Genomic DNA, 25613 nt, shown 5'->3' on the forward strand with positions numbered 1-25613 from the left:
GTCGGGTCAGGACGTGGCCACGACGACAGCGCAGCCGCCCAGGCCGGGGCAGACCAGGCCCACCTCGGTGGCCTGATCGACGGCGATCTTCGCCACCGCGCCGGTGCCGTCCGCCGCCGGCTCGACCTCGTCGCGGATGGTGAGGTCGGCGTCGCCGGGCGCCGGGGCGACGACAGTGAAACGTGCCGCGCTGCGCAGCACCAGGGTGCGCAGCGCGCCCGGGTCCGCCACCCGCACCGCGCAGCTGCCGGAGAACACCAGCCGGCCCGCCTCGTCGGCGCAGTCGGCGCTGACCGTCGCCGGATCCACAGCGGAACGCTCGCCGCCCAGTGCGCCCAACCGGTCGACGAACCCGTGCCGGGCCCCCGGATCACCACTGTCGTCGCGGCCCGCGCCGACAGCGACCACGAAGAGCGCCACGAGCAGGACGGCGAACAGCCCCAGCAGGGCCTTCTGCCGACCACTCATCGCGCCACGGCCTGCGCCACGATCTCGGTGAACCGGATCTCGTCGACGCCCGCGAAGTAGCGGTTCGTGCCCTGCGTCTTGCCGACCACCAGCAGCGTGACCTTGTGGGGGCCCTTGGCGAGTCGAACCGTGCCGACGTCCAGGAACTCCGTCTTCTGCACCGTCGGCGTGAAGCCGAGGAACGTGCCGCCGACCTGGGTGCCGTCGATGGCGAAGACGGTGTTGGCGTAGTCGAAGGCAGTGGTCCGCACCGCGGCGAAACGCCAGGTGCCGTCGGCCGGGATCTGCACCGTCACGGTGACCTGATCGCCGATCGCCAGCCCGGTGAAGAAGAGCTGCTTGTCCCCGGACCAGACCACCCCGCAGCAGTTGGGCTGCGCGCCCACGGCCGCCTTGCTGTTCTGCGGCGACGTGATCACCGCGGCGTCCACCAGGCTCTCCGCCTCGACGGTGACCACCCGCGGCTCGCCGGGCGCCGGCTCGCCGTCGCGGGTCAGCAACACCACCCCCACGGCGACCACCACCAGCACCAACGCCGCCGCGGCGGCGATCCACAACCACGGGGTACGCCGTGGCGGCGCGACCGCCCGCACCTCGTAGGTGACCCGGCCGCTGGAGCGCGAACTCTCCTCCGGCGCGGTGTTCGCCGAGTACGCGAACCCGGTCATGTCGTAGCGCCGGGGCGGGGTGCCGGCCGGCACGGCGAGCTTGACCAGGAACGACACCGAACCCTGCCCGGGCACCACCCGTTGGGGTTCGGCGACGGTGAACCAGGCCCGCTGGGAGCCGTCACCGGGCGCCACGTCGAACACCACGGTGTCCGGCGCGTTGCCCGGGTTGGAGACGGTGAAGGTCAGCTCACCGCTGTTGCGCGGGTCGACTGTGAACTGCTCGGCGGCGGCGACGACCGCCCATTCGGTGGTCATGACGACTCCTCTTCCAGGACGATCTCGACGGTGGCCGAGGCGGGCTTCTCCGCCTCGACGATGCGGGTGATCACGGCGAGCTGACCGGCGGCGGCGACCGGCACCCGCACCACGACGTGGAAGGCCCGCTCGGGGGGCTCGTCGATGGCGAAGCCCGACATCCCGGTGGCCAGCTCCAGGGCCCGGCGCATCCCGTACGGGGTGCCGCGCCAGCGGGCCAGCAGGGCGGCGTTGGCCACCAGGTCGCGCAGCCGACCCACCGGCAGCGGCAGCGGGGTGTCCGGCCGGGGCGACGCCACCACGTGGTCCATCGCCACCCAGCGGGTCAACCGCACGACCAGCCCGTCCGGCGCCCGGTACGGGTCGAACAGCGCGTCCACCTCGGCGAGGATCGCCTCGTCCGGGGCGTGCAGCCCCTCCATCACGTCCAGCAGCGCCCAGAGCACGCTGCCCGGCACGCAGGCCCGCTGGTAGGCGGCGGGCAGCAGCCGTTCAATCGCCGAGCGTCGCATCCTGGCGCACCACCTCGATGTCGTGCTCGCCGGAGCAGAGCAGCCAGGTATCCGGGACGGTCACCACGTCGGCGGTGGCCTGGTTGGCGCTGGGCGTCCAGGTGACGGCGTCGGCGCTGCGGTGCACGCCGCGTTCGCCGCTGGCCAGGATCAACCGCTCTGCCGTGCCGGTGCCGCCGGCTGTCGCGCTGGCGGCCGTCGGGCCGCTGACCGCGATCGCGTCGACCGGCACGAACCGGGTCCGGTCCCGCAACGGCAACCCGCAGTTGACCGACACCGCCTGCCACTGCGGCTGGGCGGCCAGGGTGTCCAGCCGCAGCACCCCGCCGCTCTGCGTGGCCGCCACCGCCTGCTGACCGGTGAACGCGAGATCCCGGCAGGTGCCGCCCAGCCACCCGGCCTGCATCGACTGCCACTTCACGTCGGACTCGAACAGCCGGGTGCGGTGGCAGCCCTGGCCGGGCTTCTTCGGATCCGGTTCGCCGGCGCCGCTCCACAGCAGGGTGGCCGGGCCGTCGTACTGCACGGCGAGGACCCGGTTGTCCACGTTGGCCAGACCGACGTGGCTGAAGCTGCCGGGTCGGCCGCCGCCGGTCGACAGGTACACCCCGAAGCTGGCCTGCGCGGCCACCGCCACCCCCGGCGCGCCCCGCTCGGACACGAACGTGCGGACCGCGTAGAAGCCCCGGTCGGCGTCGGACGGGTCGACCAGGATCTGCAACGGCACCGCCCCGGGCAGCAGCGACACCTCGTACAGGCCGGTGTCGGTGGCCACCAGCAGCGCGCCAGCGCCGTCGCGGTCCAGCCAGGCCACGTCGGAGATTCGCGAGTCCAGGTCGGTGAGCAGCGACCACGACTCGCCCAGGTCGGTGCTCAGATGCACCCGGGAGCCGCCCGAGCCGCGCAGGGTCACCACTGCCACCGAGCCGGGACGCGCGACGATGCCCGGCCGTACCGGCGCGGGCGCGGGCGCCACCCGCAGCACCGTCTCGTCGTCGTCGAAGCGACCTGCCGGTTCCCACCCCGCGCCGCCGTTGCTGGAGCGGAACAGCACCGGGCCGCGCCCGGCGTACCAGGTGCGCGGCTGGTACTGGTCCACGGCGAGGGCGCGGACGTTCGCGTCGGGCGCCTCGTCGACCACGAACCGCACCGACTCGACATAGCGCACCCCCGGCTCGGCGTGCTCCAGCAGCCGGTACACGTTTGACGCCCGCAGTGGCTCGCCGAACGGCCAGCCGGTCGGGTTGAGCGCGGTCGGCAGCGGGCTCAACGTCTGGTGCAGCCGGTCGTGGATGCGGCGACGGACCGCGTCCACGTCCTCCTCGCGGCGGACCACCACCCGGGCCCGCACCGACACCGCCTTGAACCGCGCCCAGCTGGCCCGGGAGCGGATGCCGAGCATCCGGCGTTCCTCCAGGTCCGCCTCGACCCGGTGTCGCGCCTCGGGCACCTCGTGCTCGCGCAGCACCGCCACCGGCAGCCGACCGCCCGGTCGGGCCGCGTCCGGCACGTACGGCACCAGCACCACCTCGACCTCACCGGGGCGGGCGAAGCTGTACACCGCCGCGCGGGTGAACGCCCGCGCCCGCGCCACCGCGCCGGAGCTGGTCGCGAGGACCTCGAAGTCGCGGGCGGTGACCGCCCGCTGTTGGGCGAAGAACTCGTACGGGCCGCGCAGCAGCACCGACTCCAGCGCCTCCACCTCCCGGCCGCCGGCCGCCGGGGCGGGGTTGTCGACGCGTACCCCGGGTAGCGGGTCACGAAGGCTGGTCAGCGTGCCCGCCGCCACGTTGCCGGTCGGCCCGCCACCGGCGCGGTACCAGAGCCGGACCTGCCGTCCGGCCGGCGGCACCGCCGCGACGGTCACCGGCGGTACGGCGCTCGCCGGTGCGGCCACGTCGGCGGTGACCTCGCCGTGCGGGGTCGCCCCGACGGGGGGTCGCAGGTCGAGGGCCGGGGCGAAGACGACGGTGCCGGAGCAGCGGTCGACCAGGTACGCCTTGGCCTGCGGGCCGAGCCCGGCGAAGCTGTCCACCGGCTGCCAGATCTCGAACGTGCGACCGTCGTGCTCGCGGGCCGCCGCGCCCAGCTCGACGGTGCCGGCCGGCACCTCCACCCCGAGCAGCAGGTCCAGCGCCTCGGCGGTGTGTGTCAGCGGCGCGTGCGCCGCGCGCAGCACCTGCCCCGGCTGACCGGTGCCCACCCCGAGCAACTCCGCCTCGACCGGTTCGCAGTGGTGCATCCGGACCGTCACCGACGTCTCGTCCGCGGGCAGCAGCGTCGGCTCGGTGGTGACGAACACGACCGGCCGGGGGTCAGCGCCCCGGGCCGCGGCGACCCGCAGCCCGGCCGGGATCCGGACCGCGCCGCGGTCGGTGCCCGTGCGGGTGAACCGGACGTCCGCCCAGGCCGCTGTCGGCGCGTGCCGGGTGACCCCGAGCAGGTTCAGGAACGAGACGTACGCCTTCTCCGGCAACTGGTTCAAACGGTAGATCATCACCTCGGTGAGGTGCGCGAACGTCTCCACCAGCGCCATGCCGGGGTCGTGCGCCGACAGGTCGGTCCACGCCGGGCAGGACTGCCGGATCCGTTCCCGGGCCTCGGTGACCAGGTCGAGGAAGCCGCGATCGTCCAGGTGCGGCACGGGCAGCGTCATGACGCTCCTCCCTGAGCGGGCTCGTCGACCGGGAGCAGATCCACTGAGAAGACCAGTTGCCCGGGTGTCAGGCTGGCCCGCACCCGGTAGTCCAACCGGATCACCAACCGCCACGCGTCGTCCGGGTCCGGCCCGGCGTCCACGCCGATCACCTCGACCCGGGGCTCCCAACGGGCGATGGCCTGCCGGACGTAGTGGATGGCCAGACCGGCGGTGGTGTCGTCGTTGGGCGCGAAGACCAACCGGTGCAGCCGGGAGCCGTACCCGGGTCGCATCAGCCGCTCGCCCGGCGTTGTCGACAGGAGCAGGAACAGCGCCTGCCGTACGCTCTCGTCGCCCTCGGTCATCGCCAGGCCGCCGGCCGCGGTGAGCGCCAACCCGCCGGTACGGCCGGCGTCGAAGCCGGCGCCGACGAAGCGGAATGCCCTCATCGGTCCGCCCCCAGGAACTGCTGGCGTGCCTCGCGCACCGTGTGCTTGACCAGCCCCGGCGGTGTGCCGTTGGTGAACCCCTCCAGGTGCGACAGCACCACCCGGTGCCCGTCGACGCGGACCCAGTCGCTGTAGCCGACCCGGACGGTCAGCGTCGTCGTGCACGGCTTGATGGTCGGGCCGTAGTTCGGGCAGGCGATGATCGTGCGTCCCTCCGGGTCGTCGTCGACGAGCACGGGCACACCGGTGACGGTCACCCACTGCCGCGAGGGTCGGTTCTCGACCCGGCCGTCGTGGTCGCAGGTGATCACGGAGTCACTGTGGATCCAGCGCATCAGCCGCCTCCTTGGTGGTGGGCGCGGGCGAGCGATCGGGCCTGCTCCGCCGCGGTGGTCGGGTCCTCGGTCGAGTCGGCGTGCAGGAAGTCCACGCTGCGGGCGCGCACCACCATCGCCCGGCCGGGTGCGGAGATCACCAGGTCGGACGCCGCGTGCAGGGTGGCCAGGTCGGGGGTCAGCTCCAGGAAGCTGCCTCCCTGGGTGCCCAGCCGCAGGCTGCGCCGCACGTCGTCGACGACGATCGACTGCCCGCCGGCGGTGCGCATCGTCCAGCGGCGGGCCTTTCCGTCGTCGATGCCCGCGTCGTACGGCTCGACGGCGCCGAACAGCGAACCGAGCACGATGCCCGAGGCCGGCTCGCCGCCGGGCAGCACCACCAGCACGGTGTCGCCCGGATCGGGCAGCGCCACCAGACCCTTGCCCGGCCCGGCCCCGGGGCAGAGCACGGCGAGCCAGCCGGCGTCGAGGTCCCCGTACGCCGGCAGGGTCAACCGGACCCGGCCCAGCCCGTCCGGGTCGGCGACGTCGGTGACGCTGCCGAGGGTGACCACCGCGCCGCCGGTCGGAGTCGCCGGGGTGGCCGGCGGCACCGTGGAGAAACGGGTCAGGTGCCCGTTGCCGTCCACCGTGTGCACCACCTCGGTCAGCACGTACGTCCCGGCGACCGGGTCGGGCACCCCGCCGAGGTCGACGCGGCGGCCCGGCCGTAGCGCCGGATCGCCCTCGGCCACCCCCTCGGCCGTGGCCAGCGCCGCCGCCCGGGTGTCCAGCCGGGCCTGGGCCAGCGCCGCCAGCTCGTCGTCGCTGCGGCCGGGCTGGTCCACGGCGGTGCGAACGCCGTCGGCGCCCACGTCGGCCGGGTCCGGGCGGTCGTCGGCGGGTCGGCCGCAGCGCGCCTCGTCGACCTGCTGGCTGATCACCTCGGCCCGCTGCGGGTGCCAGCCCAGGGCCGCGCTGGGACCGCTGGCCTGGTCGGTGTTCGTGGACAGCCGCACTGTGTGCATCCCCGCGCCGAGGGTCAACGCGACCGGCTCCCCGTAGCCGGCGAGGGTGACCAACCGGACGCCGTCACCGTCGGCGGCCAGGTGCAGCCCGGCCCGGCCGGTCACCTCGCGCAGCAGCTCCAGATCGCTGTGCCGGTGCTGGAGCAGCCGCTCCAACCGAGGGCCGTCGACCTCGGCCATCACCGCCAGCCCCACCGCGCCGCACAGCTCCCGAGCCAGCTCGACGGCGGTCACCGAGGTGAAGACTCGCAGCCCTTGCCGCTTGCGCAGCCGGTGCAGCAGGTCGTACGCCCGCAGCCGCAGCACCGCCGCCCCGTCGGCGGCGTACTCCATCTCCACGCAGGTGACCTCACCGGTGAACAGGGCGTCCGCGTGGTCGGCGAGCCGTACGTCGAGGGCCGTGCCGGGGCGTACCGCCGGGTCGAACGCGCCGGTCCCGGCGGTGGTGGCGAGCACCAGCTCGGCCTGGGTGGGCTGGTCGAGTCGGGCCGCGACCCGCAGCGAGCGGACCCGCTGACGGGCCGCGCCGACCAGTTCGGTGCCGTCCAGCAGGATGATCAACGCCCGGGGCGCGACGCTGGTCATGGCGTACCCCCGGGGTTGCCGGGCGCGCTCGGAGCCGCAGCGGTCGGGCCGGTCGCCGCGTTCCACGGCGCGTCGGCGATCGAGGTGCCCAGGTAGGACGCTCCCGCGCCCACCGCACCGGCCACCGCCCGCGCCAACCCGGTGACCGAGCCGGTGCCGGCGGTGGGTGGGACGGCGAGGGTGGTGCCGGCCGGCACGGCCAGGGGATCGGTGATCCGGTTGTGTTCGGCCAGCAGCCGCCAGCGCAGCGGCGAGCCCAGCGCGTCGTTGGCCAGCAGGTCGAAGCGCACGCCGGAGCGACCCGGCTCGGCCGCACCGTCACCGGCGGCGATCACCGCGCTGCCCGGCGCGGCGGTCGGGGTGCTCGCGGCGGCCAACTCCTCGGCGAAGCCGGCCTCGGCCTGATCGGCCGTCTCGGCGGCGCGGACCAGCTTCAGCCGCAGCCAGGAGCGTCGCGGCGACCCGGTGCCGGTGAACGCGTCGAACCGTTCCGCCACCGCGATGATCACACCCGGCACGTTCCAGGTCTTGCCCCAGACCAACCGGACCAACGGCGGTCGCAGCCAACCATGCTCGGCGGTGGAGTTCTCCGCCAACATCCACAGCGGACGGGTGAGCACCCGGACGTCGGCCGGACGCAGTTGCGCCTCCACGAAGTCGACGTCGAAGAGCAGGTCCAGCACCAGCTCGGTTCGGCCCCCGCCGGTGAAGACCAGTGGGTCGTCGGCCAGACCGGACCCGGTGAGTTGTCCGCCGCCGGCACCCCGCTGCCGTACGCCGGCGAGCCGGGTCACCTGCACGGTCTCCGGGTTGAGCAGGCAGTCCACCCGAACGCCTGAGGAGTCGATGAGGAAGGCGACGCGTTCCATCAGTCACCCGCCTGTTCCCGGTCCAGCCGGGTCAGCTGGGCGGTGTCCACCGCCGTGCCGGCGACCGACCAGAGTGCGGTGTCGTCGGGCAGTGCCGGCCACGGGTCGACGCTCCGCGCCACCGCGTCGGGCGGCGGCCCGTCGATGCCTGTCGCTCGGTTGCCGCCGGTCGCTCCCGCGCCGGGGTCGCGCAGCGCGGCCGGGCGCCCGGTTGGTGCTGGTTCACCGGGCAGGGCCAGCCAGGGTCCACCGTCCACGACGCGCATCAGGTCCCCGCGCCCGGAGGCCGACGGGTTCCCGGCGCTCGTCGCCGTCGAACCGGTCCAGGAGGCGTCGGCCCCGCCCCCGTTTCGAAGGCGGTGCACGGCCACTGTGTCCAGTCGCGACGTCCGGGCCGCGCTCGGTGCATCACCACTCGCGTGTTCGCTCTGGTCCTCCCTGGGCGAGGGCTGGCCGTCCGGGTCGCCCCGGAACCCGTCGTGACCACCCGAGAGTCGGCCGGCGGTGGGTCGTGCGGTGGAACGCCCGTGGCCGACCTCACCGGACCGCCGTGCGTCCAGGGGTAGGTGTGAGGTGATTCGGGTGGCTTCGGCGTCCGCCCGGTGCGGGCGGCCGCTCGGCGAGCCGTGCGGCCCGAAGACCATGGAGCGGACCGGCTGTCGGGGTCCATCCGCCCAGGGGAGTCCCCTTGCATCGAGGGCCGTTGCGTCGGGGACCGTGGTGTCGACGGTTGTGGTGTCGGGGGCTGTGGTGTCGCCCCGGGCCGCCCGCCGTACCGGAGGCACCGCCGCGCCCGGTCCCGCCGGCCAGGTCGGACCGGCCGGCGGGGTCGACGCGTCGGGCCAGCTTGATCCGGCCGTCGGGGTTGTCAGGTCCGAGCTGGACGAAGGCGTCCCGTCGCCGGCTGGGCCGGCGGCACCGGTCCCCGTACCGTCGGGCTGGTCCGCGGCTCGCGACGGACGGCCTGCCCTGCCGGTTCGGCCCTCGGCACGCGACCTGGTCGGTCGCTTGTCCCCGCTCGCACCGGGACCGCCTACGTCGCCCTGGCCGCCGAGCCCGCCGGACCTGCTGGACCTGCCGAGCCCGCCAAGGCTGCCGGATCCGTCGGACCTGCCGTCAACGACCGGGTCCGCACCGTCGGCGTCGACCGGACGGGTCGATTCGCCCTGCCCGCCGTCCCAGGCCCCGGCCTCGGCGGTGCCGTCCGGAGACGGGGCGAGGTCCAGGTCGTGCAGCAGGCCGGGCGCGTGGGCGGCGACCAGGTCCAGCCAGTGCCGCGGCGGCTCCCCGAAACGGCGTGGGGCCGCCACGGGTGTCTGCGACGGCGGCGGAAGGTGGCCGGCGGGCTCGACCCGCCCGGCGAGGCGCTGCACCGCCCCGGCCGCCGAGCGCAGCCCGACGGCCAGCCAGCTACGCGGGCGTCGGCGCGGTGGCACCGCCGGTCTCCAGCTCCAGGCCCTCGTAGCGCAGGGTCAGCGAGGCGATGGCGATCTCGTGGCTGAGGGTGTTGAGGTGCGCCCCGCGCCACCGGGTCGGCCAGGCGTCGATCAGGTTCCAGCGCAGCACCTCGGCCGTCCCGACCGAGTCGAGCAGCACCACGGAGACGTTGCGCCGGTTGAGGGTGCCCTGGGCGGTGGCGTTCACCCAGTCCCACAACTCGCGGGAGGCGGTGAGGCCGAAGTGCAGCGTCACCGGCTCGTACTCGGCCTGACCGGGCACCATCCGCATCCGACCCAGGCCGTGCTCCCGGTACGGCTGCCCGGGGATGTTCACCTCCAACCCGGTCATCTCGGTGAAGTGGCCGTTGGTGACGCCGTTGATGAGCAGTCGGAAGTTGTACGCCCGGTACGGGTCGACCGGGGCCCCGGGTTGCGGGGTGGCGGTGGTGGGCATGTCAGCCTCCGATCGTCTCGGTCTCGGTGCCGCCGGCCCACTGGCTCAGCTTGAACACCACGAATTCGGCGGGCTTGACGACCGCGATGCCGATGTGGGCGATCACCATGCCCGCGTCGCGGACGTCCGGCGGGTTGGTCTCCTCGTCGCACTTGACGAAGAACGCCTCCTCCGGGCTGCGCCCCAGCAACGCGCCGTCCCGCCACACCCGGGTGAGGAACGCCCCGATGTCGCGCCGGATCGAACGCCAGAGGGTGAAGTCGTTGGGCTCGAACACCATCCACCGGGTGCCGTTGGCGATGGCCTGCTCGATGGCGATGCTGAGGCGTCGGACGTTGAGGTAACGCCATTCGCTGGCCTCGGCGGCGAGCGTACGGGCGCCCCAGACGCGGATGCCCTCGCCGGCGAAGTAGCGGATCACGTTGACACCCTTGGGGTTGAGCACGTCGTGTTCCGGTCGGGTGACCAGGTAGCCCAGGTCGACGGCGCCGCGCACCGGTTCGTTGGCCGGTGCCTTGTGCACCCCGCGCAGGGCGTCGGTGCGGGCCCAGATGCCGGCCAGGTGCCCGCTCGGCGGGGTGAGTTCCAACTCGCCGCTGATCGGGTCGCGCACCCGTATCCAGGGGTAGTAGAACGCGCCGAACTCGGACTGTCGCGGCCGGTAGGCGGCCCCCTCGTGGCCTCCGGAGCCGCCCGGCTGGGCCGCGCCGCCGCCGGGACCGCCGGCCGGACCGCCGCCCGTACCCTCGGCGGGCTTGGGGGGTTTGCCGGAGGACGGCGTGGCGACCCGGGTCAACGCGGAGATGTCGTCGATGTCCGGCGCCGGGTCGCAGATCGCCACCATGGTGCGGGTGCGCTCGGCCATGCTGAGCAGCGCCTCGTGGGACACCACGTCGTGGAAGCCGGGCGCGGCGATGATGGAGATCTCGTCCACGGCCTCCAGCAGTTGCAGACCGCCACGCCGCTGCCCGGAGCCGGTGATCGCGCCACCCTCGCCGACGTTGACCACCCAACAGCGGGCGCCCCCGTTGTCGAGGAAGCCGAAGACCGCCCGGGCCAGCGGGGTGCTCTCCACCCGCTCCCCACCGGCGAAGAGCCGCAGGAACTCCGTCCAGTTGTTGACCGGCACCGCCTTGCCCAGGTGGGCGGAGCGGTCCGGGGCGACGCCGACGAAGGCGGCGATGCTGGTGCTCGCCGGCCCGATCGGTCGGGCGCCGCTGGGGACCTCCTCGACATAGATGCCGGGGGAGAAGTAACTGGGCATCGGTCCTCCTGTGCCTGTGGGTGTTAGTGGGTCGGTGGCGCGCAGACGATGACGATGTCGTCCTCGGCCGGGTCGACGTCGGCGGTGAGGACGAGCCCGCGTCCGGTCAGCCGCAGCCGGACCGGGCTCGGATGCTCGGGGTCGTGCGGGACGCCGACGATCAGGAACCGGCCCTCGGTGTCGGTGCGGGTGGCGGACCCGGTGGCGGGCAGCTCGACCCGCATCGCGGCCAGTGGCTGCTCCTGGGGGCCGACCACCCGTCCACCGAGGCTGCGCACGTCGAGTTGCCGCAGCCGCAGCGGTTGCAGCACCGGCGGCGCGGCCGGAGTCGGGTGGTCCACCTGCGCCGCCACGTCGATCAGCAGCGCCGGTCGGGGCGCCGTACCGAAGGCCGTCCACAGCGGTGGGTCACCGGCCTCCAGCACGACCGGGTAACTGCCGTCGCTGGTCGCGGCGGTGAGCACCCGGTCCAACCGGGGCAACCCGGCCGGACCGGTGACGCAGAGCAGGTGACGGACAGTGAACCGGTACGGTTCGCGGACCGCGCCGCTGGAGCGGGTCTGCCGGGCCGGGCGCAGCTCCATCGGCCAGAGGGTGAGCCCGTCGGCGTCGTCGCACGCGCGGGGCGGGCCGATCGGGACGGGTTCCCCCGCCGCGCTGGTCACCCAGGCGACCAATTCGGCGGTGGCGGTCTCGATCGGTCCGCGCCCGTGGGTGGTCATCGCGGCGGCGTCCCCTGGATCCGGTACGCGATGGCCTCGTTCCACACGTGCGGGTAGACGCCGATCTCGAAGTACCTGGTGAAGCGGTTGATCGGCGCGTTCGTGTGGTCGTGGTAGAGCAGCCACACCGGCGCGATGGTGAACAGGACGTAGTTGGCCAGGACGAGGGGGATGTAGAGCGGCCCGAGCAGACGCCCCTGGAAGATGTGCACGTCCTCGTGCCGTTGGATGCCGGAGCTGGAGCCGGCGCAGACGGTGCCGATGGTGGTGGCGTAGCGGGGCGAGACCCCCTCCACCACGCTGACCCGGCCGCTGTTCAGTGACGTGGGCCGGTCCAGTGAGTGCCCGAAGATCAGGTGCACGGTCAGGTAGATGGCGCCGACGACAGTGTTGAGCAGGCTCCAGGTGTGGTCGACGACGAAGAGGAAGATGCCGCGGGCGTCCGCGCCGTACACCCCGGCGGAGGCCACCGACCAGCCGAAGACCGCGCCGACCACCAGGCCCACGACGGCGCCGATCAGCAGCCCGATCGAGCCACCGGCGAGGAAGCCGAGCAGGGCGGCGAAGCCGACCTGGATGGCTGCGCTGAGAATTCCGAAGACCATGACGACACCCCTCAGACCCAGGAACGGAAGACTCGGGGCTCCCGACCGCTCGCGACCTGGGTCGGCGTCGCCTGTCGGTTGCCGGGCGGGAACTGGTTGACGCCGAGCGCGGCGGAGAAGATGACCAACGCGTTGAAGAACGCGATGATCCACTTCTCGCCGCCGGCGTCGTCGGCGAACGCCGCTGTCAGGTAGGACAGCAGCAGCGCGATGGCGATGGCGATCCACTTGCGGAGCTTGTCGCCGCTCGGGCCGATCAGCCCGCCGATGACGTTGGTGGCCAGCAGGGTGGCGGCGCTCGCGCCGGCGATGGTCCCCAGGGCTGCCCAGGTGAAGAGATCGTTCATGACGATCCCCCTTCTGCGATGGTGCGACCGGGATGTGGTGGTGGTGAGGTCCGGTGCCCCCTGCGGGGAGCACCGGGGCCGGTCGCCGTCGTTTCGGGGGCGGCCGGGGCCGGGCGTGGCCGGCTGAGCCGGCCACCAGATGGATCAGCCGGGCCCCGGGGCGCCGGCGGGCGGGCCCGGCGGCGGGGTCGGACCGGGCGCAGCCGGCGCCGCGGGGTGACGGCGGCGAACCAGGAGTACGCCCACCGCGGCGAGCAGCAGCAGGAGGAGGACACCGCCGACGACGAGCAGCCAGGGGAATCCGCCGTCGTCCTCCTCGCCGGCGGCAACCGGCGAGGTGGACGGCCGTGGTGGCGCCTCGGCCACGGCCCGCAGCTCGGCTGGCTTCTCCTGGTTGGGATCGACCTTCCAACTGACCGAGCGGCCGTTGACGGTGCCATTGCTGTCGATCACCCGGCCGGGAAATGTCACCGAGATCTCGAACGACATGAGCTTGAGGAACGCCTGTTGGTTTTGCGGATTCTGCTCCGCAACCTTTCCGCCATATTTCTTGGGATCGAGCGGCAGCGTGAAGCGGTACAGGTCCCCGTCCCTGACCAGTTTTACGCTCTCGGTGTCGAAACCGGCCAGTGGTGCCTTGCGGTAACTGATCTGGGAGCCGTAGAAAGTGTCGTCCTGGTAAAGGGTCTCCTCGCCCGCCGGTAGGGCGGGGATGTTCTGCCGCAACTCCGCGAAGGCGACCGGGAGGTTCTTGTTCCGGCCGCTGAGCACGGACTTCTGGGCCGTCAGCAGGAGTTGACCGTCGACGGTGTCGTCGGCGTTGACTGTCAACCCCATGTTGAGTTGCATGCAGCCGCTCAGCACGGCGAGAAGAAGGAGGCACACCGCGACGCGGAGTGCCCTACCGCGGTTGACTCTCCTGTTCATGGGCTCAGTGTGTGTGATCGCTTTCACCATCAGCAGTCAGCGATCGGTCACAACGAAGTCGCCGATTTTACCGGCGCACTGTCGCCTTTGTTTAGCCCCGACGGCGACCCGCTTGACTATTCTGGAGCTTTGGGGCCACGACGGTTCCTCGTCGGCCGTAGTCTGGTCGGATGAGAATTGTCGCGTGCGTCCTGCTGGTAGATCCCGACGGGCGGCTGCTGTTGCAACTGCGCGACGGCGACGCGACGCACCACCCGAACGTGTGGGGGCTACCCGGTGGCCACGGCGAGCCGGGGGAGACGCCGGAGCAGACCGCCGAGCGGGAGTTGTTGGAGGAGACCGGCCTGCGGGCCGACGGGCCACTGCACCCGGTCGCCGTGCAGTCGCTGCCCGAGCTGGCCCGCGTGAAGCACTACTTCCTCGGCAGCACCAGGGCCCGGCAGGAGGACGTGGTGCTCGGCGAGGGCGCGGCGATGATCTTCGTCCCCGGTGCCGAGGTGCTCAACGGTCGTCAGTGGACGCCGGGCACCGTGGAGGTGTTGACCGAGTTCCTCGCCTCGGCGGAGTACGCCGCAATGGCCACCGGCCGGATCGCCGGGCCTGCTCAGCCCGCCGGCGGTCTCCAGTCCGCGTAGCGGGCCATGCTGCGCAGCGCCACCCGGCCCGGGGTGAGCCGCAACGCGATGGTCCGCATCGCGACGGCAATCGGGTTGTGCAACTGTTGTCCGAACCGCCCTGCGACGTAGGAGGCACGGGCGACTGACTGACTGCGTGGTCGACGCTGCGCGTCGTACGCGACCAGGGCGGCGGGCACTCCCTCGGCGCCGCCGGCGCAGACCGCGCCGAGCACCACAGCGTCCTCGATGGCCTGCCCGGCGCCCTGCCCGAGGTTGGGTGTCATCGGGTGGGCGGCGTCGCCGAGCAGCGCCACCCGGCCCCGCACGTACGAGGGCAGCGGCTCGGCGAGGTAGTGGATGTCGTTGCGCAGCACGACATCGGGTGGGGTCGCCGCGAGAAGCGCCGGGATGGGGTCGTGCCAGTCGCCGAAGCGCTCCCGCACGGCCGCCAGCTCGTCGGGGGCGTGGCCGCCCGGCGGGGCGTTCAGCGCGCCGTACCAGTAGAGCTGGCCGTCGCCGATCGGCACCATGCCGAACTCGGCCCCCGGCCCCCAGGTGATGGCGGCCGGGATCGGGTCGGGAAAGGCGATGGCCGCCCGCCACGTCGTCGATCCCGCGTACACCGGGCCGGGGTGTTGCGGCCAGAGCTGGGCGCGGACCCGGCTGCGCAGGCCGTCGGCGCCGACCACCAGATCGGCGCTGAGGGTGTGCGTGCCGTCCGGGCCCTGATAGTGCACCTCGGCGCGGTCCGGGCCGGACTCGACGTGCTGCACTGTGGCGAAGGTGTGCAGGGACGAGGCCGGCAGAGCCTCGCGCAGCGTGCGGTGCAGCGTGGCCCGGTGCACGCCGAGCGCCGTGGTGCCCAGCTGCCTGATCATCTCCGAGGCGTCGATCCGGGACAACCACCGCCCGTGGCGGTTGCGGATTCCGCCGGGTGCCTCGCCGTGTCCACCCCGGCGCAGGGCCGGGCCGAGGCCGAGGGCGTCCACCCCGCGTACCGCGTTGGACATCAGGCTCAGGCCGGCACCGACCTCGCGCATTTCGGGGGCGCGCTCCAGCACGGTGACCCGCCACCCGTGCCGGTGCAGGGCGAGGGCCGCGCTCAACCCACCGATGCCGGCGCCCACCACCACCGCGTGTGAGTCGTCCATGTCGATCCTCCTTCTACACCTGTAGAAGAGTGATACTACCTGCGGACCACCGGATAGGAAGGAGTGCCATGACGGCGCGGGCGAACCGGATCGCGACGCTGACCGACGCGGCCATCGAACTGATCGCCGACGGTGGCATGCGAGCCCTGACCCACCGGGCGGTCGACGGCCGCGCCGGAATGCCGCCGGGCACCACCTCCGCGTACCTGCGGACCCGACAGGCGCTGATCGAGGCGGTCGTCGGACGGCTCGCCGAACGGGACCGGGCCGACCTGGCCGCGTACGACCTGCCGACCGGCCCGCCACCCCCGACCCCTGCCCCCCGGCTCGACAGCGGCGACCTCGACGCGCTCGCCGCCGGCGTCGCCGAGGTGCTGGACCGCTGGTTGAGCACCGGACGCAGCCGGAGCCTCGCCCGCTACGCCTGCCTGCTGGAGGCGGTGCACCGGCCCGAGCTGCGCGGCATCCTGCAACACGGCACCGGCCTGCGCGTGCAGTCCCGGGACCTGCTGGCCCGGGCCGGGGCCACCGACCCCGACCGGCAGGGCGACCAGTTCGTGGCGTTCGTGGACGGGCTGCTCTTCGACCGGCTGGCCGGCGCGGGCGCGCTCAGCGCCCCACCGCCCGGCACCGCAGCCAGCCGGGCCGACCTGAGCGCCGCCGTCCGTACGCTGCTGCGTGCCCTCACCGGAAGCTGACCCGACCGGCGCCGGTTGGCGAGCGGGTCGCCAGGCCAGGCTGCGTGTGGGCCCGACGGTGTGCGGGCCTGGTGATGTACGGGCCCGAGGGTGTGCGGGCCCGACGGTGTGCGGGCCTGGTGATGTGCGGGCCTGGCTGGGCGCGGCCCGTCTGCGCGCTGGCACCCGGGCGGGTCGCCAGGCAGCCCGGTGATCAGGTCCGACGCGTGATGGGAGACGATCGCCCCGGGATGCCGTGGGCCGCCGGCATGGTGTCGTGGGCTGGCCCTATGGAGCTGAATCGTTTACGACATCGCGCCTGATTCGTCTACGGCATCAGCTCCAAAGGGGGAGCGGACGGCGTGCTGCGGTGTGCCGGCGGTGTGCCGGCGCCGTGCCGGCGGGAGCTGGTGGCGCGTGTGGTGAGCTGGGGCCGGGGCGGCGGGCCGGGGCCGGGGCGGCGGGCCGGGCGGCGGGCCGGCGGCGTAGGTGGGAGAGGTTGGGCGATGGTGCGGTTCAGCGGCCTGCGGACGGCCGGCGGGCGGTTGCGGCACGGCTGGCGGCCGGTGCTGGAAGCGACCGTCGCGGCGACCGTGGCCTGGCTGCTGGCCACCCGGTTGCTCGGGCACCCGCAGCCCTTCTTCGCGCCGGCCGCCGCGCTGATCGTCCTCGGGCAGGCCCGGGGGCAGCGCATCCGACGGGCCGTCGAGGTCATCCTCGGGGTCGCCGCCGGGGTGCTCGTCGCCGACCTGGTGGTGCAGGCGCTCGGCCCGGGCAGCACCTGGACGGTGTTCACAGTCATCCTGCTCACCGTCCTCCTCGCGGTGGCCTTCGGCGCCACCGGCGTGACGCTGGTGCAGGCGGCGGTCTCCGCGCTCTACCTGGTGGTGGTCGCACCACCGGACGGCTCGCTGGTGCCGTTCCGCTTCGTCGACGCGCTGGTCGGCGGCGCGGTAGCCCTCGCGGCCAGCCTGCTGGTCGACGCCCGGCATCCCCTCGCGCCGCTGGTCGCCGAGGTGCGGCGGACCTTCGACGAGTTGGCCGGGCTGCTCGGCGGGATCGCCGACGCGCTGGACGACCGCGACGAACCGGCGGCGGTCGCCGCGCTGCGGCAGGCGCGGGGGATGGACGCCCGGGTGGACGGGCTGCGCGACGGTGTGCTGGCCGCCGGTGAGGCGCTGCGGCTCAACGTCCGTCGACGTCGGCACATCGGTCGGCTGCGCTCGGTGGACGAGTCGATCCGGCAGATCGACTACGCGGTCCGCAACGTCCGGGTACTGGCCCGTGCGGGCGTGACCCTCAGCCGGCTGCACACCCCGGCCCCGCCCGAACTGGGCGCCGCCCTGCGGTCACTGGCCGAGGCGGTCCGTCAGGCCGGTGCCGCCCTCGCCGCCGACCTGAACGGGCAGGAGGGGACCGCCGACCGACACGCCACGCTGGCCGACGAGTCGGCGCTGGCCGCGGTGCACGCCGCCGGGCAGCTCTTCGGTCCCACGCAGACCCTCCCCCTGGCGATGATCATCGGTCAGGTCCGAGCCACCGCCATCGACCTGCTGCGCGGCGTCAACCCGGAGGACGACGCCGCGGTCCTCGCCCGCGTCGACGACGCCCTCGGCCTCCCGCCGGTCTGACGTCCGCGCCGCTCAACTGTGGTTCCCTGCCCTTCACGGGTGGGCGGTGAGCCAGGCGACGGCGGAACCGCGGATCGGGGCGGGAATGTCGTGGCCGCCGGGGAACTCCTGGTAGGTCACGTCGTAGCCGCGATCGTGCAGATGGGGGACGAGACGGCGGCTGCACACGTCGATGGGCAGCACCCGGTCGTCGACGCCGTGCGAGATGAAGATCCGTGGCCGGCCGTGGGTGACCGGTGGCGCGGCGAAACCGGGGGAGAAGGCCAGCACCGCGTCGACCAGGTCCCCGTTCGCCAGGCCCAGCGACAGCGCGTACGAGGCGCCGTCGGAGAAGCCACCGATTGTCAGGTCGGCCACCGGGTAGGTGTCGAAGACGGTCGCCAACAGCCCGTCGATGCGCCGGACGTCCGCCCCGAAGCCGCCGGCGATCAGGTCCCAACTGGCCGCCGACGAGTCCGGGGCGACCAGCAGCAGGTGCTGCGCGTCCGCGACCGGCAACAGCAGGTCCAACCCCTGTCGGGCCGAACCGCCCGCACCGTGCAGGAGCAGCACCAACCGGTACGCCGAACCGTCGGCCGCCGGCTCCGGGGCGTACCCCAGGGCCAGCCGGTCACCGTCGGGGCCGGTCATCGGCACCAGCCCGGTGCGGCCCGGCGCCACCGGCGGGTGGCGGCGGGCGGTCAACCGGCCGTCCCGGGGGCTCGGCGCCGGGTCCCAGCGCGACGGCGCGGAGTCGGACACGGGTCGGCGCTCCTCACGGTGGACGAAAGGTCCGACGCGGTTACCCGGCCCGTACGGGGTTAACCGTCGGCGTGCTCGACCGAGCGTCGACTCAGGCGCTGGCCCGCGCCACCAGGGCGGACGGGAAGAGGGTCACCGGAGCCGCCGGGCGCCCGTCCAGCAGGGCGGTGGCCGCGGCGACGGCGATCCGCCCCACCGGATGACTCGCCGTGGTCAGCGCCGGGGCGGTCATCCCGGCCAACGGAATGTCGTCGAAGCCAGCCACCGCGACGTCGCCGGGCACCTGCGCACCAGCATCGCGCAGGCCCGCGATCACCCCGAGCGCGGTGTCGTCGCTGATCGCGTAGATCGCGTCGATGTCCGGCCAGCGGCGCAGCGCCTCGCCGGCCGCCGTCCGGCCGCGCGGCGCCCGGAAGTCCCCGGGCAGTATCCGCTCCGGCAGGCCGGCCTCGGCCATCAGTCGGCGGTACGTCTGCACCGGGCGTTGCGCGCAGGGCAGCCACCGGGGGCCGGTCACCATGGCGATCCGGCGGCGACCCGAGGCGTACAGATGGCGCAGCACCGCTTCGGAACCGGCGGCGTTGTCGACGTCGAACGACGGCACTGTCGCCGAGCCGACGCCGATCGAAACCACCCGACCGCGCAGCGACCGGGGCACCGCCGCCAGCAACTCCTCGGTGGTGTTGACCAGGATCACACCGCAGACGCTGCGATCCCCGTCGAGTTGGTCGAGGCTGCGGGGGTCACCGAACGGCAGCCAGTACAGCGCCACCCCGACACCGGCGGGCGTGCACACCCGGGCGGCCGCGCCGACCACCTGGTGCACGTACGGGTCGTCCAGCACCGCGGCGCTGGTGCCGAGAACGGCCACCACCAGGCGTACGCCACCGCCGCGGACCAGCGCCCGGGCAGCCGGGTTGGGCACGTAGCCGAGCTGGTCGACGGCTGCCGTGACCTGCTTCCGGGCGGCCGGCGAGGCGAACCCGGTGCCGGCGATCACCCGCGACGCCGTGGACCGGGACACCCCGGCGACCCGGGCCACGTCCTCGAGAGTGGCCGGTCGGTGTGCCGCTGTCGTCATCGTCGCCTCCTGCGGCGGCCCGTCCGGTCGGACCAACGCCTGCTCACATCATGCCCCGGCCGGACCAACAGCGGTAAGGGGCGGTTCCCGGTTGTGGTGGTAGCGCTCTCAGGTGTGCGATCGTGCCAGGAGATCACCCCGAGAAAGAGGACCCACCCTCGTGAGCGCCCCCACCAGTCGACTCGTAACCCCGGACAATGCCTCGCCGACAGTGCGGACGGTGCGGCTCGCCCGCAACGGCGTCGCCGTCACCTTCACCCTCAACGGGCTGGCCGTCGGTAGCTGGTTCTCTCGCGTCCCGGCGGTCCGGGAGGCGTTGGACCTCTCCGCCGGCCGACTCGGGTTGCTGCTGCTCGCGATGAGCGTCGGCGCGCTGCTGGCCATGCCCACCTCCGGCCTGCTCGCCCAGCGATTCGGTGCGGCCCGCACCGTCACGATGGCCACCGTGCTGGTCGCCGTCGGCCTGACCGTGGCGGGGCTGGGGGCCACGATGACCGGGTCGTTCGCCATCGTGGCCCTGGGACTGGTCGCCCTCGGCTACGGCTCCGGCGCCTGCGACGTGGCGATGAACGTCGAGGGCGCGGCGGTGGAACGGCGGCTGGGCCGCACGATCATGCCCCGGTTCCACGCCGGGTGGAGCCTCGGTTCGGTGGCCGGAGCGGCGCTCGGCGCCGGGGCGGCCCGGTTCGACGTGTCGGTCGGCGCGCATCTCGTCGCGGTCGCGGTGGTCGTGTTGGCCGGCACCGCGCTCGCCGCCCGGACGTTCCTGCCCGTGGGCAGCGACCACACCGGCGACCCGGCGGACGCCACCCCGGCTGCCCGTCGCCGGGCGCAACTCGCCGCCTGGCGGGAGCCGCGCACCCTGCTGATCGGGCTGTTCGTGCTGGTGGCGGCGTTCACCGAGGGTGCCGCCAACGACTGGCTGGCCGTGGCGTTCATCGATGGACGGGACCTGAGTGAGGCCGCCGGCGCGGCGGTCTTCGCGGTCTTCGTGGTGGGTATGACCGTCGGCCGCACCGTCGGCACCATCGCCCTGGACCGGTGGGGCCGGGTGCCGGTGCTCAGCGGCACCATCGGCCTCGCCGTGGTCGGCGCCGGCCTGGCCGTACTGGCGGGCTCCGGACCGGTGGCCGTCATCGGCGTCGCGCTGTGGGGTCTGGGTGCGTCGCTGGGCTTCCCGGTCGGGATGAGCGCGGCGGCCGACGACGAGGCGCACGCGGCGGTGCGGGTGAGCGTGGTCGCGGTGATCGGCTACACCGCGTTCCTCGGTGGCCCGCCGCTGCTGGGGCTGGTCGGCGACGAGGTCGGCACCCTACGCGCGTTGCTGGCGGTGCCGTTGCTGCTGCTGCCGACCCTGCTGCTGGTGCCGGTGCTGCGCCCGCCGCACTCCGCTGAAACCGCTCCGTCGGTAGGTAGGAACTAGCCCTCGCCGCCGAGCGGTAGCGGGTGCGCGGCCGACTGCGCCGCGCACCCGCGCTCGTTACGGTCGCCCGCTCAGGCCCGCACGACGTGCACGACGATCTCCTGACCGTCGCCCACGGTGCCGGAGAACCCCTCCGACAACGCGTCCACTACCGTCAGTTGGAGCGCGAGGGTCTCGTGCGCGATGAGCTTCTGATGCGTGGAGATCGCCGCCGCGACATCCGCGGGGGCGGCGATCGACACCGTGATCCGGTCGGAGACCTCGAAGTCGGCGTCGCGGCGGGCCTGCTGGATGATGCGGACGACGTCTCGTGCGACGCCCTCGGCAGCCAGCTCGGGGGTGATCTCGGTGTCCAACGCGATCGTCACGCCACGCTGGGACTCCACCACCCAACCGGTGCGCGGCACCTCCGTGATCAGGATGTCGTCCAGGCCCACCTCGACCTGCGCGCCGTCGACCGACAGTGGGTACGTCCCGTTCGCCCGGACGCCGTCGACCAGATCCCGAGGGGCCACGGCGGCAATCGCCTTCGCGACGTGCTGGGTGCGGTTGCCGAACCGGCGGCCCAGGGTCCGGAAGTTCGCTTTGACCTGCACGTCGATGACCCCGCTCTGGGCATCGAGCGGCTGGAGGACCTTGACGTTCAACTCGTCACCGATGTCGTCCAGCAACGCCTGCGGGAGGACGGTGCCGGCCGGCAGCCCCACGAGCGCCCGGCTCAACGGTTGACGGATCCGCAGACTGCTCGCCTTGCGCGCGGACCGGCCCGCCTCGGCCAACGCCCGCGCCGTGGCCACCTGGGCCGACAGCTCCGTGCTGATCAGTGTGGTGTCGGGTGTGGGCCAGGTCGCCAGGTGCACCGACTCCGGGGCCGACTCGGCACCGCGCCGGACGACCTGCTGCCACACCTCCTCCGTGACGAAGGGAATGAACGGCGCCAGTAGCCGCGTGAGGATGTCGAGGCACTCGTACAGGGTGGTGAGGGCGTCGGGGTCGCCCTCCCAGAAACGCTGCCGCGACCGCCGTACGTACCAGTTCGACAGGTCGTCGATGAAGTCGGCGAGCAGTCGGCCGGCGCGAGCCGTGTCGTAGTTCTGCATCCGCTCGTCGACGGCGGCCGCGAGGGCGTGGACCTCGCCGACGATCCACCGGTCCAACACCGGTCGCTGGGCGACCGGCTGCGCCAGATGCGGCGCCCACGTCGAGTTCGCCGCGTAGAGGGAGAAGAACGCCGCGGTGTTCCAGTAGGTCATCAACACCTTGCGGACGATCTCGTCGAGTGGGCCGGGCCCGATCCGGCGCGGCGACCACGGTGAGCCGGAGCAGGCCATGAACCAGCGCACCGCGTCGGCGCCGTGCGTGTCCATCAACGGGATCGGCAGCAGAATGTTGCCCAGGTGTTTGCTCATCTTGCGGCCGTCCTCGGCCAGGATGTGCCCGAGGCAGACGACGTTCTCGTACGGGGACCGGTCGAAGACCAGCGTGCCCACCGCCATCAGCGTGTAGAACCACCCCCGCGTCTGATCGATCGCCTCGCAGATGTACTGGGCCGGGTAGGTGCGCTCGAAGATCTCCTTGCTACCCGGCACGTGGGGGTAACCCAACGACGCGAACGGCATCGCCCCGGAGTCGTACCAGGCGTCGATCACCTCGGGGACCCGGGTGGCGACCTGGCCGCAGTCCGGGCAGGCGAAGGTGATCTCGTCGACGTACGGGCGGTGCGGATCCAGCTCGGACAGGTCGGCGCCGGCCAGCTCCCCGAGCTCCGCACGGGAACCAACGGCTGTCACGTGGTCGTCCGGGCATCGCCACAGCGGCAGCGGGGTACCCCAGTACCGGGAGCGGGATACCGCCCAGTCGATGTTGTTCTTCAGCCAGTCGCCGTAGCGGCCGTGTTTGATGTGCTCCGGGAACCAGTTGGTGTTCTCGTTCTCCCGCGTCAGCTCGTCGCGGACCTCGGTCGTCCGGATGTACCAGGATGGCTGCGCGTAGTACATCAGCGGGGTGTGGCACCGCCAGCAATGCGGGTAGGGGTGCTCGAACGGTTCGTGCCGGAACAACCGACCAGACTGCCTGAGCCGGTCGATGAGCAACGCGTCGGCGTCCTTGAAGAACACCCCACCGACCAGGTCGATGCCGTCGTTGAACCGCCCGTTCGGGGCGACCGGGTTCACCAGCGGCAACCCGTACGCGCGGCAGACCGCCAGGTCGTCCGCGCCGAAGGCCGGCGCCTGGTGCACCAGGCCGGTGCCGTCCTCGGTCGTGACGTACTCCGCGAGGACCACCCGGTGCGCGTCCGGGATGTCCACCAGGTCGAACGGCCGCTCGTACCGCAGGCCCTCCAGGGCCGACCCCGGTACCGTCGCCAGGATCTCCGCCTCGTCGCCGAGGACCCGCCGGGCCAGCGGTTCGGCGACGACGAACGTGCCCTGCCCGGTGCGGACGAGGGCGTACGTCACAGCGGGATGTACGGCGACGGCGGTGTTGGACACCAGGGTCCACGGGGTGGTGGTCCAGATCAGCAGGTCGACACCGCTGTGTCCGGCTACGTCCCCGCGCAACGGGAACCGCACGTACACGGAGGGGTCGGTGACGGTCTCGTACCCCTGCGCCACCTCGTGGTCGGACAGGGTCGTGCCGTCGCGGGTGCAGTACGGCGCGACCCGGAAGTCCTCCACCAGACGCCCGCCGTCGTGGATCTGCTTCAGCGACCACCAGACGCTGTCCACGTACTCCGGGGACATGGTCTGGTACGGGTGCTCCAGGTCGATCCAGTAACCCATCCGCTCACTGAGCTGGACGAACTCGTCCACGTGCCGCAGCACCGAGGTGCGGCACAGGGCGTTGAACTCCGCGACGCCCATCCTCTCGATGTCGGGTTTGCCGCTGAGCCCCAGTTCCTTCTCCACAGCGAGCTCGACGGGCAGGCCGTGACAGTCCCACCCGGCGCGGCGTGGCACCGAGAAGCCTCGCATCGTCCGGTACCGGGGAAAGAGGTCCTTGAAGACCCTCGCCTCGATGTGATGGGTGCCCGGTGTGCCGTTGGCGGTCGGCGGCCCCTCGTAGAACACCCACGGCGGACCGTCGGCCGTCTGCTCCAGACTCCGGTTGAACACGTTGTTGGCCTGCCACCACTCGATGACCGCACGGTCCATCCCACCAAGGTCGATCTTGGTGGGCAGTGGCACGAATGGCGACTTCGACGGACCGTCCGGCACCGACGTTCTCCCTACACTTCACGTCCGCTCACGCGGGCATCAGCTCACTGCCCACGCGGGGACGAAGCGCCGGGCGTATGGCCAGGACTCCGCGGTACCACCCCGCTTGCGCCTCGACGGTGCAGGCGCCGCTCCATTTCGCGACGTGACGTGCCGCGACGTCCGGTTCTACTGGGGCGGTCGAACTGCCCGTTCTTCCGGAGGCTCCCCGGTGATGGCCGGATCGGTGCCGATGCCGCCCAGCATAGCTGTCCGTGCGCGGAGCCCGTGGCCGGAGCGCTAGGCGTGCAGCCAGACGCGGAGAGGGCCGGTGGTGGTGAAGCCGGCGGAGAGCGCCGGCGTCAGGTCCGCTGCGGTTTCGTAGCCGACCAGCGGCGCGTTGGGCACCGTGGCACACACCGCGCGCCAGATGTCCCGGGAGTCGTCGCTGCGGGTGAACAGGTTGGAGACGCCGTACGGGCCGTCGCCGCTGAGCACCGCGCCGCCGGTGATCACACCACTGTCGTCGTGGCGGGCGAGCACACGTACGCGGGGGTCGGCCAGGAGCGCGGGGCGGAACAGCTCCCCACCGCCGTGGGCCGCCGCCCAGGACGCCAGCTCGTCGGGTGTGGTGACCGCGGCCAGCGGCGTGTCGACAGGTGGTGCCGACGGTGGCCGGTGGATCCACTGCGCGTCGAAGAGCACCCGGAACCCGTACCCGGACAGGTCGAGGTCGGCGAAGCTGTCCTTCACCGACGCGCCGGGCCCCGCGTCGATCCGGGCCAGCACGGCCTCGGCGTCGACGCCCGGCCGCACTGTGACCGCGTCCGGGTACCACTGCGGCGAACGGTGGGGGACGGACCAGGCGTCGCCGTCGGTACGGCCGGCCAACCCATGGCTGCGGCAGACGATGTCGCACCATTCGGCGTTGTTGCGGGCCGCCGTCCGCGCGTCCATGGGCATGATCGGCAGCCTAGGCGGCCCGAGGTGCTGTCAGGGGGCGTAGACCAGGTCCATCGTGTCGGTGTGCCCGGACCAGCGCAGGTCGAGGCGCCAGCAACCGGCCTGCGGCAGGTCGATGATCGACGGACCGGGGCCTCCGGCGACCTCCCGGATCACCCGGGTGTCGGTGCCGTCCAGCCTCGCGGTGATCACCAGGGTTGCCGGTGCCGTCGGGTCGGGGGAGGTCGTGGCGGCGCGGGCCACCCAGAGGATCTTGTTGTTCGACCCGTCCGTGCGGACCTGCCGCAGCGGATGGGCGAACAGCACCGCCACGATGTCACCCTTCGCGCCGAAGACGTGCGGAACCCGCGCGTCCCCGCTGAACCCGGCGTCCGCCCAGTCCGGCAGCGACCCCGTCTCGACCCGCGCAGCGCAGGCGGTCGCGGTGCTCGCCGTGGTGGCCGCACCCGCCGTCGGCGTCGCGCCGCTCGTCGTGGTCGTGCACCCCGCCAGCAGGACCACCGAGGATGCCAGCACCAACCTGCCCCAGGAAACCATCTCGCCCCTTCCGGTACGCGCCGACCACTCGTCGCACCTTTCCGACAC

The 25613-nt window shown here is 73.1% G+C and carries 25 protein-coding genes; 4 read left to right on the top strand and 21 right to left on the bottom strand.

Annotated features, from left to right (window positions below):
- Positions 1-6: 6 nt before the first annotated feature.
- The 15 genes from OG598_RS09415 to OG598_RS09485 all read right to left on the bottom strand — a co-directional run bounded on the left by OG598_RS09415 (position 7) and on the right by OG598_RS09485 (position 13547).
- Positions 7-468 carry a hypothetical protein gene (locus tag OG598_RS09415; RefSeq protein ID WP_328654052.1) on the bottom strand — a complete coding sequence of 154 codons (462 nt, stop codon included), beginning with the start codon at positions 466-468 and terminating at the stop codon, positions 7-9.
- Positions 465-1394, bottom strand: a complete 930-nt coding sequence (locus OG598_RS09420; RefSeq protein ID WP_328654053.1) for a hypothetical protein — start codon at positions 1392-1394, stop codon at positions 465-467. The genes OG598_RS09415 and OG598_RS09420 overlap by 4 nt, the downstream gene beginning before the upstream one ends.
- Positions 1391-1906 (bottom strand): phage tail protein, encoded by a 516-nt coding sequence (locus OG598_RS09425; protein WP_328654054.1) that lies wholly within the window; start codon positions 1904-1906, stop codon positions 1391-1393. Before OG598_RS09425 ends, OG598_RS09420 begins: the two co-directional genes overlap by 4 nt.
- Positions 1887-4562, bottom strand: coding sequence for a putative baseplate assembly protein (locus OG598_RS09430; RefSeq protein ID WP_328654055.1), 2676 nt, complete (start codon positions 4560-4562; stop codon positions 1887-1889). The genes OG598_RS09425 and OG598_RS09430 overlap by 20 nt, the downstream gene beginning before the upstream one ends.
- The gene (locus OG598_RS09435; RefSeq protein WP_328654056.1) at positions 4559-4993 is read right to left on the bottom strand and encodes a GPW/gp25 family protein; all 435 of its coding nucleotides are present in this window, start codon (positions 4991-4993) and stop codon (positions 4559-4561) included. The genes OG598_RS09430 and OG598_RS09435 overlap by 4 nt, the downstream gene beginning before the upstream one ends.
- Positions 4990-5328 carry a hypothetical protein gene (locus OG598_RS09440; RefSeq protein WP_328654057.1) on the bottom strand — a complete coding sequence of 113 codons (339 nt, stop codon included), beginning with the start codon at positions 5326-5328 and terminating at the stop codon, positions 4990-4992. The genes OG598_RS09435 and OG598_RS09440 overlap by 4 nt, the downstream gene beginning before the upstream one ends.
- On the bottom strand, positions 5328-6920 hold the full coding sequence (locus tag OG598_RS09445) for a contractile injection system protein, VgrG/Pvc8 family (protein ID WP_328654058.1): 1593 nt from the start codon (positions 6918-6920) through the stop codon (positions 5328-5330). Before OG598_RS09445 ends, OG598_RS09440 begins: the two co-directional genes overlap by 1 nt.
- Positions 6917-7789 (bottom strand): CIS tube protein, encoded by an 873-nt coding sequence (locus OG598_RS09450; protein WP_328654059.1) that lies wholly within the window; start codon positions 7787-7789, stop codon positions 6917-6919. Before OG598_RS09450 ends, OG598_RS09445 begins: the two co-directional genes overlap by 4 nt.
- A complete protein-coding gene (locus tag OG598_RS09455; RefSeq protein ID WP_328654060.1) occupies positions 7789-9225 on the bottom strand; it encodes a hypothetical protein in 1437 nt (478 codons plus the stop codon). Before OG598_RS09455 ends, OG598_RS09450 begins: the two co-directional genes overlap by 1 nt.
- Positions 9200-9682, bottom strand: coding sequence for a phage tail protein (locus OG598_RS09460; protein WP_030327509.1), 483 nt, complete (start codon positions 9680-9682; stop codon positions 9200-9202). Before OG598_RS09460 ends, OG598_RS09455 begins: the two co-directional genes overlap by 26 nt.
- A gap of 1 nt (position 9683) precedes the next feature.
- Positions 9684-10946 (bottom strand): phage tail sheath family protein, encoded by a 1263-nt coding sequence (locus OG598_RS09465; protein WP_328654061.1) that lies wholly within the window; start codon positions 10944-10946, stop codon positions 9684-9686.
- Positions 10947-10969: 23 nt separating this feature from the next.
- Positions 10970-11668: a carboxypeptidase regulatory-like domain-containing protein gene (locus OG598_RS09470; protein ID WP_328654062.1), complete on the bottom strand. Its 699-nt coding sequence runs from the start codon at positions 11666-11668 to the stop codon at positions 10970-10972.
- Positions 11665-12273: a glycine zipper family protein gene (locus tag OG598_RS09475; protein WP_328654063.1), complete on the bottom strand. Its 609-nt coding sequence runs from the start codon at positions 12271-12273 to the stop codon at positions 11665-11667. Before OG598_RS09475 ends, OG598_RS09470 begins: the two co-directional genes overlap by 4 nt.
- Before the next feature lie 11 nt (positions 12274-12284).
- Positions 12285-12620 (bottom strand): hypothetical protein, encoded by a 336-nt coding sequence (locus tag OG598_RS09480; RefSeq protein ID WP_328654064.1) that lies wholly within the window; start codon positions 12618-12620, stop codon positions 12285-12287.
- Positions 12621-12764: 144 nt separating this feature from the next.
- Positions 12765-13547: an LppM family (lipo)protein gene (locus OG598_RS09485; RefSeq protein WP_328654065.1), complete on the bottom strand. Its 783-nt coding sequence runs from the start codon at positions 13545-13547 to the stop codon at positions 12765-12767.
- 170 nt (positions 13548-13717) lie between these two features.
- On the opposite strand from OG598_RS09485, the gene OG598_RS09490 reads away from it, so the two are divergent.
- The gene (locus OG598_RS09490) at positions 13718-14182 is read left to right on the top strand and encodes an NUDIX hydrolase (protein ID WP_328654066.1); all 465 of its coding nucleotides are present in this window, start codon (positions 13718-13720) and stop codon (positions 14180-14182) included.
- Here the strand turns inward: OG598_RS09490 and OG598_RS09495 are convergent.
- Positions 14152-15315, bottom strand: a complete 1164-nt coding sequence (locus tag OG598_RS09495) for an FAD-dependent oxidoreductase (protein WP_328654067.1) — start codon at positions 15313-15315, stop codon at positions 14152-14154. The two genes, OG598_RS09490 and OG598_RS09495, sit on opposite strands and share 31 nt — an antisense overlap.
- A 68-nt stretch (positions 15316-15383) precedes the next feature.
- Between OG598_RS09495 and OG598_RS09500 the strand changes: the two genes are divergently transcribed.
- Positions 15384-16013 carry a TetR/AcrR family transcriptional regulator gene (locus OG598_RS09500; RefSeq protein ID WP_328654068.1) on the top strand — a complete coding sequence of 210 codons (630 nt, stop codon included), beginning with the start codon at positions 15384-15386 and terminating at the stop codon, positions 16011-16013.
- A 485-nt stretch (positions 16014-16498) separates the two neighbouring features.
- Positions 16499-17623 carry an FUSC family protein gene (locus OG598_RS09505; RefSeq protein ID WP_328654069.1) on the top strand — a complete coding sequence of 375 codons (1125 nt, stop codon included), beginning with the start codon at positions 16499-16501 and terminating at the stop codon, positions 17621-17623.
- Positions 17624-17656: 33 nt separating this feature from the next.
- Here OG598_RS09505 and OG598_RS09510 read toward each other — a convergent pair whose 3' ends face one another.
- Together OG598_RS09510 and OG598_RS09515 are read right to left on the bottom strand one after the other, a co-directional pair.
- Entirely contained in the window at positions 17657-18364 is a 708-nt protein-coding gene (locus OG598_RS09510) for an alpha/beta hydrolase (RefSeq protein ID WP_328654070.1), read from the bottom strand.
- A 91-nt stretch (positions 18365-18455) separates the two neighbouring features.
- Complete coding sequence (locus tag OG598_RS09515) at positions 18456-19445, bottom strand: LacI family DNA-binding transcriptional regulator (RefSeq protein ID WP_328654071.1); 990 nt, start codon at positions 19443-19445, stop codon at positions 18456-18458.
- 160 nt (positions 19446-19605) lie between these two features.
- Here OG598_RS09515 and OG598_RS09520 point away from each other — a divergent pair, with 160 nt between their 5' ends.
- The gene (locus OG598_RS09520; protein ID WP_328654072.1) at positions 19606-20868 is read left to right on the top strand and encodes an MFS transporter; all 1263 of its coding nucleotides are present in this window, start codon (positions 19606-19608) and stop codon (positions 20866-20868) included.
- A gap of 71 nt (positions 20869-20939) precedes the next feature.
- Here the strand turns inward: OG598_RS09520 and ileS are convergent, their stop codons facing one another.
- From ileS to OG598_RS09535, 3 genes are all read right to left on the bottom strand, one after another.
- Positions 20940-24086, bottom strand: a complete 3147-nt coding sequence (gene ileS, locus OG598_RS09525; RefSeq protein WP_328654073.1) for an isoleucine--tRNA ligase — start codon at positions 24084-24086, stop codon at positions 20940-20942.
- Positions 24087-24365: 279 nt separating this feature from the next.
- Positions 24366-25028: a hypothetical protein gene (locus tag OG598_RS09530; RefSeq protein WP_328654074.1), complete on the bottom strand. Its 663-nt coding sequence runs from the start codon at positions 25026-25028 to the stop codon at positions 24366-24368.
- A 30-nt stretch (positions 25029-25058) separates the two neighbouring features.
- A complete protein-coding gene (locus OG598_RS09535) occupies positions 25059-25544 on the bottom strand; it encodes a hypothetical protein (protein WP_328654075.1) in 486 nt (161 codons plus the stop codon).
- Positions 25545-25613 lie beyond the last annotated feature (69 nt).

The sequence above is a fragment of the Micromonospora sp. NBC_00330 genome, from assembly GCF_036136635.1.
Classification (GTDB): domain Bacteria; phylum Actinomycetota; class Actinomycetes; order Mycobacteriales; family Micromonosporaceae; genus Micromonospora; species Micromonospora salmantinae.